The following is a 12098-nucleotide window of genomic DNA, read 5'->3' as shown; positions in this document are numbered from 1 at the left end:
TTCGCCGTGCCGGGTACGAAGTCACGTACCGGGCGAGGGAGTTGTGCGCCGGCAGGGAGTCGGGTGCCCGGCAGGTCACCTACCGGGCAGAGGGGTTACGTGCCGGCTTCGCCGCGCGCGGCGGCCTTGCGGGCCTTCTCGGCCGCTTCCTCCGCCTCCATCTCGGCGAAGACGTCGATCGGCGCCGGGGCCTTCGCGAGGAAGACCCAGGTGAGCCAGACCGCGAGCAGGAACGGCGGGATCTTCAGGGCGATCAGGATCCAGCCCAGCTGCGAGGTGTTGGCCCACCAGTACAGCGGGAACAGGATCGCGCACTTGGCGAGCAGGATCAGGCCCCAGGCCCAACTGGCCTTCGCGTACGCCTTCTTGCGGCCCGGGTTGCGGGTGCGCCAGGACAGGTTCTCCTTGAAGACCGGGCCGAGGATCAGGCCGATCAGCGGGACCCCGCACAGCGTGGTGACGATGTAGGCGACCGCCAGGCCGAGCGTGTAGAGCATGCCCGGCAGGTAGAAGTCCTTGGCGTTGCCCGTCATCATCGCGAAGACCACGCCGAAGGCGACGCCGAAGACACCGCTGAAGGCGTGCTTCATGGTGTCCCTGCGGACCAGGCGGACCACGACGAGCAGCAGCGACACCGCTAGGGCGGCGATCGCCGAGGTGTGCAGGTCCTTGTTGATCGTGAAGATCGTGACGAAGAGCAGTCCCGGCAGGACCGTCTCCACCATGCCGCGCACCCCGCCGAACGCCTCGAAGAGCGCGGCCTCGGTGACGGCCTTCGCGTCGGCGGGCGCAGTGGTGGTGGGGGTGGTGGTGGTCGGCTTGTCGACTGACGTCACCGGCTACTCCTGTCCGAGCGGTCGGAGTTCGTATTTGGGGTTGAACAGGACCCGGCGGCCGTGGCTCAGGGAGATCCGGCCCGAAGCGATGAGCTTGCGGCCCGGCTCGATGCCCACGATCGAGCGCCGTCCCAGCCACACCACGTCCAGCGGGGCGGTGCCGTCGAAGAGCTCGGCCTCCAGCGCCGGCACACCCGCCCGTGGGCGCAGGGTGACGGTCCGCAAGGTACCAGTCACCTTGACTATCTGGCGGTCACTGCACTCGGAGATGCGGGTGCACCCCGTGGCCTGCGTGTCCTCCTGCAGTTCCGCGGAGTGCAGGTCCTCCTGCGAGGTGGACAGCCGGTCGAGCATCCGCCGGAAGCGTCCCGCGGGCTTCTCGGTACGAAGGTCAGCACTCATACAGAAAGCGTACCGGGGTACTCCCCCGCCGGATCAAAGCGTGTGGTCAGCACGTACAGGGCGGGGATACACCAGGGGTGCGAGCCGGTCCGGCAGGGGCGGATGGGATCAGCGTTCGAAGCGGTAGCCCATGCCCGGCTCGGTGATGAAGTGGCGCGGGTGCGAGGGATCGCCCTCCAGCTTGCGGCGCAGCTGGGCCATGTAGACCCGCAGATAGTTGGTCTCGGTGCCGTACGAGGGCCCCCACACCTCCTGGAGCAGCTGCTTCTGGCTGACCAGGCGGCCGGTGTTGCGGACCAGGACCTCAAGGAGGTGCCATTCGGTGGGCGTGAGGCGTACGTCTCGGCCGTCGCGGTTGACCTTTTTGGCGGCGAGGTCGACGGTGAAGCCCTCGGTCTCGACCGTCACCAGGTCGTCGGCGCCCTCCCCGCCGCCGACCGGCTCGGCCCGGCGGACCGCGGCGCGCAGCCGGGCGAGCAGCTCGTCCATGCCGAAGGGCTTGGTGACGTAGTCGTCGGCGCCCGCGTCGAGCGCCTCGACCTTCTCGTCGGAGGTGTGGCGGGCGGAGAGCACCAGGATGGGGACCCGGGTCCAGCCGCGCAGGCCCCGGATGACCTCGACGCCGTCCATGTCGGGCAGGCCCAGGTCGAGCAGGACCACGTCGGGGTGGCGGGCGGCGGCGAGCTGGAGGGCGGTCGCGCCGTCGGGGGCCGCGTCCACCTCGTACTTCCGTGCCTTGAGGTTGATCACGAGCGCGCGCACGATCTGCGGCTCGTCCTCGACCACGAGCACCCGGGTCATCTGGGATACCTGCCTTCTGCGGGGGCCGACCGTGCGGTGGCTGACGGTGCGGGGACGGACGGTGCGGGGACGGACGGTGCGGGGACCGGCGGTGCGGTGGGGTTCATGAGGTGACCTGCGCGGACAGGTCGGCGGGGGCCCGGTCCGGTCCCGGGGCGGCGCGGACGGTGAGGACCATGGTGAGGCCGCCGCCGGGGGTGTCCTCCGCCGCCAGGGTGCCGCCCATGGCCTCGGCGAAACCCCGGGCGACGGCCAGGCCGAGGCCCACGCCGGCTCCGCGCGGGGCGTCCCCGTAGCGCTGGAAGGGCGCGAAGATGCGGTCCTTGGCGGCGTCGGGGACGCCGGGGCCGCGGTCGGTGACCCGTATCTCGACGCGCTCGGCGAGGCCGCTCGCGGCGACGGTGACGGGGCTGTCGAGCGGGCTGTACTTGACGGCGTTCTCGACGATGTTGGCGACGGCCCGCTCCAGGAGGCCCGGGTCGACCTCGACCATGGGCAGCGTCTCGGGGATGTCCAGGACGACGCTGTCCTCGGGGACGCCGCCGAGCGCCATGGGCACGACCTCGTCCAGGTCGATCTCGCGGATGAGCGGGGTGACGGTCCCGGTCTGGAGGCGGGACATGTCGAGGAGGTTGCCGACGAGGTGGTCGAGGCGGTCGGCGCCGCCCTCGATCCCTTCGAGGAGCTCGGCGCGGTCCTCCTCGGACCATTCGACGTCGTCGGAGCGCAGTGAGGTGACGGCCGCCTTGATGGAGGCGAGCGGGGTGCGCAGGTCGTGGCTGACGGCGGCGAGCAGCGCGGTGCGGATGCGGTTGCCCTCGGCCAGCTTGCGGGCCTCCTCGGCCTCTCCCACCAGGCGGCGGCGGTCCAGGACGACGGCGGCCTGGGCGGCGAAGGCGCCGAGCACCCGGCGGTCCTCGGCGGGCAGGACGCGCCCGGACAGGGCGAGCGCCATGTGGTCGCCGACCGGCATGTCCACGTCCGCGTCCTCGGGGCGGGCCACCGGATGCGGTCCGACGCTGCCCGCCCGGGTCCAGGGCTCGACGTCCCCGGCCCGCTCCAGCAGGGCGACCGACTCCATGGCGAAGGTCTCGCGGACCCGCTCCAGGAGGGCGTCCAGGCTGGTCTCGCCGCGCAGGACGCTGCCGGCGAGGAAGGAGAGGATCTCGGATTCGGCGCGCAGCCGGGCGGCCTGGTGGGTGCGGCGGGCGGCGACGTCGACGACCGAGGCCACCGAGACGGCGACCAGGACGAAGATGACGATGGCGACGATGTTCTTGGGATCCGCGATCGTGATCTTGTGGACGGGCGGGGTGAAGTAGTAGTTCAGGAGGAACGAGCCGAAGGCGGCCGAGGCGAGCGCCGGCACCAGGCCGCCGAGCAGGGCGGCGGCCACCGTCAGGCTCAGGAAGAGCAGCATGTCGTTGGCGAGCCCGAGGTCCGCGTCGACGTTGGTGAGCAGCACGGTGAGCAGGGCGGGCCCCACGACCCCGGCCGCCCAGCCCCACACGATGCGGGCCCGCCCGAGCCGGGCGCCGCGCGCCACCGGAAGGCCGCGGCCCTTGGCGACCTCGTCGTGGGTGACGATGTGGACGTCGAGGTCGGGACCGGAGTCGCGGGCCACGGTCTGTCCGACGCCGGGGCCCAGGATGTACTGCCAGGCCTTGCGCCGGCTGGAGCCGAGCACGATCTGGGTGGCGTTGACGCCGCGCGCGAAGGCGAGCAGCGAGGCCGGGATGTCATCGCCTATGACGTGGTGGAAGCTGCCGCCGAGGTCCTCGACGAGGGTGCGCTGGACGGTGAGTTCCTTGGGCGAGGCCGAGGTCAGCCCGTCGCTCCTGGCCACGTACACCGCGAGGATCTCGCTGCCGGAGCCCTTGGCGGCCATGCGGGCGGCCCGGCGGATGAGGGTGCGGCCCTCGGGGCCGCCGGTGAGGCCGACGACGATGCGCTCGCGGGCCTGCCAGGTCGACTTGATGTCGTGCTCGCCGCGGTACTGCTGGAGGTACTCGTCGACGCGGTCGGCGACCCAGAGCAGCGCGAGTTCGCGCAGCGCGGTCAGGTTGCCGGGGCGGAAGTAGTTGGACAGGGCCGCGTCGACCTTGTCGGACTGGTAGATGTTGCCGTGCGCCATGCGGCGGCGCAGTGCCTGGGGCGACATGTCGACGAGTTCGATCTGGTCGGCCCGGCGCACCACCTCGTCGGGCACCGTCTCGCGCTGGCGCACCCCGGTGATGGACTCGACGACGTCGCCGAGGGACTCCAGGTGCTGGATGTTGACGGTGGACACCACGTCGATCCCGGCGGCGAGCAGCTCTTCGACGTCCTGCCAGCGCTTGGTGTTGCGCGAGCCCGGCACATTGGTGTGGGCCAGTTCGTCCACCAGGGCGACGGCGGGGTCGCGCTCCAGGACGGCGTCGACGTCCATCTCGGTGAAGAGGCCGCCGCGGTACTCGATCTCGCGCCGCCGCAGCTGCTCCAGGCCGTGCAGCATGACCTCGGTGCGCGGCCTGCCGTGGTGCTCCACGAACGCCACGACGCAGTCCGTACCGCGCTCCACCCGGCGGTGGGCCTCGGAGACCATCGCGTACGTCTTGCCGACGCCCGGTGCCGCGCCGAGGTAGATCCGAAGCTTGCCGCGTGCCATGGCCCCATTGTCTTTCAGAAGTCGGCCGCGTACGCAGGCAGCCGTGTACTCTGCGTCGACCTTACGGCCAACAATCGCGGCATATGGGGTGCGGGTGGGGCGGGGGCCGCGTATTGACGCGATTCTGACGCCCGGCCGCCCGCGCGTCGCCGGCGCCCGCTCCGGCGCTCAGCCGCCGGCCGGCCGTGGCCCGTGGTCGACGAGCTGTCCGTCGCCGAGTTCCAGGACGCGGTCGGCGAAGCCGAGGAGCTGACTGTCGTGGGTGGCGACCAGGGCGGTGACGCCCTCGCTGCGGACGACGGCGCGCAGCAGTTCCATCACCGCGAGCCCGGTGTCGGCGTCGAGCTGGCCGGTGGGCTCGTCCGCGATGAGCAGCGCGGGGCGGTTGGCGAGGGCCCGGGCGATGGCCACGCGCTGCTGCTGGCCGCCGGAGAGCTCGCCGGGGCGCTGCGCCGCGTGGTCGCCCAGGCCGACGAGGGAGAGCAGCAGGGCGACGCGCTCCTCGCGCTCGCGCGGGTCGGTCTTCTTGAGCCGCAGCGGGACGCCCACGTTCTCGGCGGCGCTGAGGATGGGGATCAGGCCGAAGGACTGGAAGATGAAGCCGATCCGGTCGCGGCGCAGGGCGAGCAGACCCTCCTCGCCCAGGCCCACGATGTCGGTGCCGTCGACGGTGACCGTGCCCGCGTCGGGCCGGTCGAGGCCGCCGAGCAGGTTGAGCAGCGTGGTCTTGCCGGAGCCCGAGCGCCCCTTGAGGGCGACGAGTTCACCGCGCGGCACCTCGAAGGAGACCCCGCGCAGCGCGTGCACGGCGGCGGCGCCGCTCCCGTACGAGCGGTGCAGGTCCTCGACCCGCAGCATCGGCCCGCCCGGCCGCTCGCCCACGACGGCCGTGCCGCCCTGTCCCCTGGTGCCCCGCGTCATGCGTTGTCTCCCCCGTGCGTACGTGTGCGCGACCGGGCGCCAGTATGGGTGGATTGCGCAACGCCGGGCAACGGATCGCGGGAGGTCTGCCCGCCCTGCCCGGGCGGGCGGGGGTCGCGCGGGCAACCGTGCCCGCCGGGCGCTGCGGCGAGCGGCCGCACGTGCGGACACGGGCAGGCGGAACGGATGGCCCCGGCTAGGCCGATGGGCCGCGCCCCGGATACGGAACGCGGCCCATCGGACACAAAAGGGGGAGGTCAGCGGATTTCGGTGACCTCGGGGCCGCGCTGGAGCTGGCCCATGCCGCCGGAGAAGCGCGAGCCCTCCTGGTCCTCCTGCTGCACGCCCTCGGGCACCATCTGGGCGTCGTTGGGGAGCTTCAGGACGATCGGGTCGCGGGGCGCCATCGGGCCCTCGCCGCGCACCACGACGGTGTCACGGAAGATCGTCTCCAGGAGCCCGGCGGCCTGCGGCTGCACCGCGCCCTGGCCGGAGATGACCCCGCGCAGGAACCAGCGCGGGCCGTCGACGCCCACGAAGCGCACCAGCTGGACGCCGTTGGTCCCGTCGGGCAGCTGGACCGGAACCTGTGCGCGCAGCTCCCAGCCCAGCGGGCCCTCGACCTCGTCGATGACGCCGCCCTGCTGGGTGATGCCGGAGGCGATCTCCTCGCGGACCTCGCCCCAGATGCCTTCCTTCTTCGGCGCCGCGAAGCCCTGCAGCTGAACCGCGCTGTCGTTGAGGACGACCGTGGCCGCCACGATCGCGTCGCCCGCGACCTCGACCCGCAGTTCCATGCCCTCGACTCCGGGGACGAAGAGACCGCCGAGGTCGACGCGGCCCTCGCCGGGCTCGGTCACCTCCGAGACGTCCCACGGCCCGTCCGGACGGGGTGCCGGCGGCAGGTTCACCCTGCGCACCCGGGCCTCGTCATCGGCCCCGGCCGCTTCATCGGCCCCGGTGCCTTCGACAACCTGCTCGGCCTCGCCCGCCGAGTCCTCGGCGGTACCGCTCTTCTTGCGACGTCCGAACACGTCACTGTCCTTCCCGGTCGGATACGACCGAAGCGTATCGATTCCCACCCGCAGTGCCGCCAGTGGCGGCCGAACCGTCCACGGCGGCATGACCGCCGGTGGACCCGAAGCCCCCCTCGGCCCGCGCCGAGCCGGGAAGCTCCGCCACCTCGTGGAAGCGCACCTTCTCGACCTGCTGGACGACCAGTTGGGCAATGCGGTCAAAACGCTCGAACCGCACGCTCTCGCGCGGGTCGAGGTTGACCACGATCACCTTGATCTCTCCACGGTACCCGGCATCCACCGTCCCCGGGGCATTCACCAGGGCGACACCGCAGCGGGCGGCGAGCCCGGAACGGGGGTGCACGAAGGCCGCGTAGCCGTCGGGCAGCGCGATCGAGACGCCGGTCGCCAGGACCGCCCGCTCGCCCGGCGCGAGCTCGGCGGCCTCGGTGGTCACCAGATCGGCTCCGGCGTCGCCCGGGTGCCCGTACGCCGGAATCGGCACCTCCGGGTCGACTCGGCGGATGAGGACATCTACGGGTTCACGCGTCACGGGTTCACCTCGAAGGCGCGGGCGCGCCTGACCTGGTCGGGGTCGGACATGGCGGCCTGGATCTCGGCCGGACGTCCGTTGTCGATGAAGTGGTCCACCTTCACCTCGATGAAGAGGGCCTGGGCCCGGACCGCCACGGGTCCCTCGGGACCGCCGATGCGGCCGGTGGCCCGGGAGTAGATCTTGCGGCCGGCGACCGCGGTGACCTCGGCCGCCAGGTGCAGCACCGTGCCGACCGGGACCGGGCGGACGAAGTCCGTCTCCAGGCGGCCGGTCACCGCGATGACCCGCAGCAGCCAGTTCAGGGAGCCGAGCGTCTCGTCGAGCGCGGTGGCGAGGACCCCGCCGTGGGCGAGGCCCGGGGCGCCCTGATGGGCCTCCCGCACGGTGAACTCGGCGGTGACGGTCACGCCTTCGCCGGCCCGGGCGGCCAGGTGCAGTCCATGGGGCTGTCCTTCGCCGCAGCCGAAGCAGTGCCCGTAGTGCGCGCCGAGCAGTTCGCCGGGTGCGGGCGCCTCGGGGTGCCGCACCGGCGCTATGGCGTCGGCCGGGGGCGTCAGGGACGCAGATGTAGCAGTCACAGGCGCAGACCTTACCCGCGGTCAAGCGGCAGGTCGCGCCGTGCCAAGCTAGCTTCCATGCAGCCCAATGCCCCGCAGTACGCAGAACGCCTCACCGCGCCCCGCTCCTGGTGGTTCATCTCCCTGCTGGTCGGCTTCGCGTGCGCCCTGATGCTGCTGCCGGTGGGCACGCTGCCGATGCTGGCCGGGTTCGTCGGCGGTACGGCGGTGTCGTGGGTGGTGGTGAGCTCGTACGGCTCGGTGCGGATCCGGGTGCTCCCGGAGACCCTGGTCGCGGGGGAAGCCCGCATTCCGGTCCGGGCGCTGGGCGAGGCCGAGGTCCTGGACGCCGAGGAGGCGCGGGCCTGGCGCCTGCACAAGGCGGACCCGCGGGCGTTCATGCTGCTGCGGGCCTACATCCCGACGGCGGTGAAGGTGGAGATCACGGATCCGGCGGACCCGACTCCGTACGCCTATCTCTCGACCCGTGACCCCGAGGCGCTGAAGGCGGCCCTGAACGCGGTCCGCGCGGCCTGAGGCCTCGCCCGGGGCGCCGTCGGCGGTGCGGGCGGCCGGTCAGTGGCCGAGCTCCTTGGGACCGGGGCCCTGCGGCAGGGGGTTCTCCGGCTGCTCCAGGGCGGGCAGCTCGGGCAGCGCGTCCCAGGGCACCTGGCGCTCGCGCAGGTCCTTCCTGATGTGGCCGGCGAGCTTCTTGGTGTCGCGGCGGTTCATGACGGCGCCCACGGCCGCGCCGACCATGAACGGCGTCAGGTTCGGCAGGTTGCGGACCATGCGCTTCATGATCTGCTGGCGCAGTTCGCGCTTCATCTGGCCGCCGAGCGCGAAGTTGAGCGTCGTCGGCTTGGTGACGTCGATGCCGCGTTCCTCGGTCCAGGACGTCAGATACGCCATGGAACGCTCCTTGAGGTTCCCGGGCGGTCGCATCCCGTAGACCTCGTGCAGCTCGGCGATGAGCTTCAGCTCGATGGCGGCGACGCCGGTGATCTCCGCGGCCAGCTCCGCCGGCATCGCGGGCGGGACGGGCATCATCGCGGCCGCGCCGACTCCCGCGCCGACCGTGGAGGTGCCGTTGGCGGCGCCGGCGATCAGCTTGTCGGCGATCTCCTCCGGGCCCAGGCCCGGGAATTGCCTGCGCAACGTCGCCAGGTCCCGCACGGGAATGCGGGGGGCGACGTCGATGACGCGGTCGGCAAGGTGGCCGAGCGAGGCCTTCATGCCCTCGCCGCTCTTGCGTACGCCCTTCTTGAGCACCGGAACGCTCTTCTTCAGGGCGGGAACGCCCTTCTCCAGAGCGCCCCTGCGCAGGGCGTCGAGGCGCCGGGCCCCGGCCGCGGGCCCCGCCTGTGCCGGCTCCGGTGCCGTGAGCGCTGCTTCGAGCGAGGCCTGCTGGCCCCGCTCGGCGTCACGTGCACCCTCGACCGCGCTCACCGCAGGGAGACGGTCCGGCTCGGCGGGGGCTTCCACGCCTTCTGCCGGGCCTGTGCCGCCCTGGGGGGCCTCGGTGGAACCCGGGGCACCCTTCCTCCGGAACGGTCGCTTCCGGGGCGGTTTCGCGCCTGTCACGGCTTGCCTGCTCAGTCGCAGTCGCGGCAGATCGGCTGGCCGTTCTTCTCCCGGGCCAGCTGGCTGCGGTGGTGCACGAGGAAGCAGCTCATGCAGGTGAACTCGTCGGCCTGCTTGGGCAGGACGCGGACGGCGAGCTCTTCGTTGGACAGGTCCGCGCCGGGCAGTTCCATGCCTTCGGCGGCCTCGAAGTCGTCGACGTCGACGGTCGAGGTGGACTTGTCGTTACGCCGGGCCTTCAGCTCTTCAAGGCTGTCGGAATCGACGTCGTCGTCGGTCTTGCGTGGGGTGTCGTAGTCCGTTGCCATGTCGCTCTCCCCCTCTTGGGTAGTTGCGGTGTCTCAGCGCACGTAACGCGTGAGAGGCCGGACTTGTGCCCGACCTGAGGCGGAGATTTTGCCTCACATCAAGGTCTGTTACTCAATCGACACCCAACCGCACTCCTCAAGAGTGATCGTCTTGGATGGCGATCGGGACCGTACACGGTCCTAATGTCGCACTTCACCAGCGCCACCTCGTGTACTTCCCGTGATCTCACCCCCTGGAAACCCGGACTTTTCCCGGGATTCCAGGGGATTTATCGATCACGGAGAGTAGGTGGCCGAAAGTCTGCACCTGTGACTGATCACACATGAAAGCCACAGGAACAGTTCCCGAAAATTCCGCGCAAAGCGAACTGCCAAAACGGCTTCGAGCAGCGTCTCAGACCGGCAGGGTGACACGCATCACGAGGCCGCCGCCTTCGCGGGGCTCCGCGATGATACGGCCTCCGTGGGCCCGCGCGACCGACCGGGCGATGGACAGACCCAGGCCGACGCCCTTGTCGCTGCCCGTGCGCTCGGTGCGCAGCCGCCGGAACGGCTCGAAGATGTTGTCGATCTCGTACGCCGGGACCACCGGCCCGGTATTGGTCACGAGCAGGGTCGCATGGCCGTCCTTGAGCTCGGTGACCACCTCGACCCAGCCGTCCTCCGCGACGTTGTACCGCACCGCGTTCTGTACCAGGTTGAGCGCGATGCGCTCCAGGAGGACGCCGTTGCCCTGGACGACGGCCGGGGCGCGCTCGCCGCGCACCTCGACGCCCTTGGCCTCGGCCTCGGACCGGGCCTGGTCGATGGCGCGGGAGGCGACCTCGGCGAGGTCGACGGGCTTGCGGTCGACGATCTCGTTGTCGCTGCGGGCGAGCAGCAGCAGGCCCTCCACGAGCTGCTCGCTGCGCTCGTTGGTGGCGAGCAGCGTCTTGCCGAGCTGCTGGAGCTCCACGGGAGCGCCCGGGTCGGACAGGTGCACTTCGAGCAGCGTGCGGTTGATCGCCAGCGGGGTGCGCAACTCGTGCGAGGCGTTGGCGACGAACCGCTGCTGGGCGGTGAAGGCCCGCTCCAGGCGGTCCAGCATCTCGTCGAAGGTGTCGGAGAGCTCCTTGAGCTCGTCGTCGGGCCCGTCCAGCTCGATCCGCCGGGTCAGGTCGGTGCCGGCCACGCGGCGGGCGGTACGGGTGATCCGGCCGAGCGGCGACAGGACGCGGCCGGCCATCGCGTATCCGAAGGCGAACGCGATGACGCTCAGGCCGACCAGGGCGAGCAGGGAGCGGCTGAGGAGGTTGTCCAGGGCGTGCTGGCGTTGGGCGCTGAAGCACGCCTTGAGGGCGATGTTGGCTTGGTCGGCCGTCATGCCGTCGACCAGGCCCGAGCAGGTGCCGTTGGACGTGAACCTGCCACCCGGTGCCAACTGGACGGGCAATTCGTTGCCCGCGCGCAGGGCGCTGGCCGCCAGCAGATAGATGATCGACAGAAGCAGTATCCCGGCGATCATGAACATGCCGCCGTAGAGCAGCGTGAGGCGTATGCGGATGGTCGGCCGCAGCCACGGGAAGGGCGGCTCGGTCGACTTCGGGTCCCAGGTGGGTTTCGGGGGCGCGGTCGGTGGCGCCGGGGTGGCGGCCATCGCCGTCAGATCCGGTAACCCGAGCCCGGCACGGTGACGATCACCGGGGGCTCGCCGAGCTTGCGCCGCAGGGTCATGACGGTGACCCGGACGACGTTGGTGAACGGGTCGGTGTTCTCGTCCCAGGCCTTCTCCAGGAGCTGCTCGGCCGAGACCACGGCGCCCTCGCTGCGCATCAGCACCTCCAGGACGGCGAACTCCTTGGGCGCGAGCTGGATCTCCCGGCCGTCCCGGAACACCTCGCGCCGGTTGGGGTCGAGCTTGATGCCGGCCCGCTCCAGGATCGGCGGCAGCGGCACGGTGGTGCGCCGGCCGAGCGCGCGGACGCGGGCGGTCAGCTCGGTGAAGGCGAAGGGCTTGGGCAGGTAGTCGTCCGCGCCGATCTCCAGGCCCTCGACCCGGTCGCTCACGTCCCCGGCGGCCGTCAGCATCAGGACCCGGGTGGGCATGCCCAGCTCGACGATCTTGCGGCAGACGTCGTCGCCGTGGACGAGCGGGAGGTCCCGGTCGAGCACGACCACGTCGTAGTCGTTCACGCCGATCCGCTCCAGGGCCGCGGCGCCGTCGTACACGACGTCGACGGCCATGGCCTCCCGGCGCAGTCCGGTGGCCACCGCATCGGCGAGCAGTTGCTCGTCCTCGACGACGAGTACGCGCACGGCGCATTTCCTTCCCTAGGGACCCGCGTCGAGCGCGGGCAGATCTGTGCACTGAACCAGTGACTGTGAGCTTCCATCCTGCCCCTTACGGCCATAAACCGGCGGTAAGACGGTGCCGGGCCGGGGCCCGCCGCCCACCTGCGGTTTCCGGCCGAGGAGGGCGGCCGGTGCGGGA

Annotated in this window: 13 protein-coding genes; 1 reads left to right on the top strand and 12 read right to left on the bottom strand. The window is 71.5% G+C overall.

Annotated elements, in window-relative coordinates; genetic code table 11:
• Positions 1-95: 95 nt before the first annotated feature.
• The 8 genes from CG740_RS16690 to CG740_RS16650 form a co-directional block, all read right to left on the bottom strand.
• Positions 96-836 carry a DUF3159 domain-containing protein gene (locus CG740_RS16690; RefSeq protein ID WP_100575931.1) on the bottom strand — a complete coding sequence of 247 codons (741 nt, stop codon included), beginning with the start codon at positions 834-836 and terminating at the stop codon, positions 96-98.
• 3 nt (positions 837-839) lie between these two features.
• Positions 840-1238 carry an OB-fold nucleic acid binding domain-containing protein gene (locus CG740_RS16685; protein ID WP_100575930.1) on the bottom strand — a complete coding sequence of 133 codons (399 nt, stop codon included), beginning with the start codon at positions 1236-1238 and terminating at the stop codon, positions 840-842.
• Positions 1239-1346: 108 nt separating this feature from the next.
• Positions 1347-2039, bottom strand: a complete 693-nt coding sequence (locus CG740_RS16680; protein WP_100575929.1) for a response regulator — start codon at positions 2037-2039, stop codon at positions 1347-1349.
• Positions 2040-2142: 103 nt separating this feature from the next.
• Positions 2143-4686, bottom strand: coding sequence for a sensor histidine kinase (locus CG740_RS16670; RefSeq protein ID WP_100575928.1), 2544 nt, complete (start codon positions 4684-4686; stop codon positions 2143-2145).
• A gap of 168 nt (positions 4687-4854) precedes the next feature.
• Positions 4855-5607: an ABC transporter ATP-binding protein gene (locus tag CG740_RS16665; RefSeq protein ID WP_100575927.1), complete on the bottom strand. Its 753-nt coding sequence runs from the start codon at positions 5605-5607 to the stop codon at positions 4855-4857.
• A 257-nt stretch (positions 5608-5864) separates the two neighbouring features.
• The gene (locus CG740_RS16660) at positions 5865-6641 is read right to left on the bottom strand and encodes a DUF3710 domain-containing protein (RefSeq protein WP_100575926.1); all 777 of its coding nucleotides are present in this window, start codon (positions 6639-6641) and stop codon (positions 5865-5867) included.
• Position 6642: 1 nt separating this feature from the next.
• Positions 6643-7176, bottom strand: coding sequence for a dUTP diphosphatase (gene dut, locus CG740_RS16655; protein ID WP_100575925.1), 534 nt, complete (start codon positions 7174-7176; stop codon positions 6643-6645).
• The gene (locus CG740_RS16650) at positions 7173-7757 is read right to left on the bottom strand and encodes a PaaI family thioesterase (protein ID WP_100575924.1); all 585 of its coding nucleotides are present in this window, start codon (positions 7755-7757) and stop codon (positions 7173-7175) included. The genes dut and CG740_RS16650 overlap by 4 nt, the downstream gene beginning before the upstream one ends.
• A gap of 57 nt (positions 7758-7814) precedes the next feature.
• On the opposite strand from CG740_RS16650, the gene CG740_RS16645 reads away from it, so the two are divergent.
• A complete protein-coding gene (locus tag CG740_RS16645; RefSeq protein WP_100575923.1) occupies positions 7815-8273 on the top strand; it encodes a DUF3093 domain-containing protein in 459 nt (152 codons plus the stop codon).
• Positions 8274-8312: 39 nt separating this feature from the next.
• On the opposite strand, the gene CG740_RS16640 is transcribed toward CG740_RS16645, so the two are convergent.
• From CG740_RS16640 to CG740_RS16625, 4 genes are all read right to left on the bottom strand, one after another.
• Positions 8313-9320, bottom strand: coding sequence for a hypothetical protein (locus tag CG740_RS16640; protein WP_100575922.1), 1008 nt, complete (start codon positions 9318-9320; stop codon positions 8313-8315).
• 11 nt (positions 9321-9331) lie between these two features.
• Positions 9332-9628 (bottom strand): DUF4193 domain-containing protein, encoded by a 297-nt coding sequence (locus CG740_RS16635; RefSeq protein ID WP_100575921.1) that lies wholly within the window; start codon positions 9626-9628, stop codon positions 9332-9334.
• Positions 9629-10022: 394 nt separating this feature from the next.
• Positions 10023-11264: a sensor histidine kinase gene (locus CG740_RS16630; protein ID WP_100575920.1), complete on the bottom strand. Its 1242-nt coding sequence runs from the start codon at positions 11262-11264 to the stop codon at positions 10023-10025.
• 5 nt (positions 11265-11269) lie between these two features.
• Complete coding sequence (locus tag CG740_RS16625) at positions 11270-11923, bottom strand: response regulator transcription factor (RefSeq protein ID WP_100575919.1); 654 nt, start codon at positions 11921-11923, stop codon at positions 11270-11272.
• Positions 11924-12098: the final 175 nt, after the last annotated feature.

This window comes from Streptomyces sp. CB01201 (assembly GCF_002803085.1).
Taxonomy (GTDB): Bacteria; Actinomycetota; Actinomycetes; order Streptomycetales; family Streptomycetaceae; genus Streptomyces; species Streptomyces hundungensis.
The sequence above is the reverse complement of the archived record's forward strand: the minus strand, read 5'-3'. Positions and strand labels throughout refer to the sequence as shown.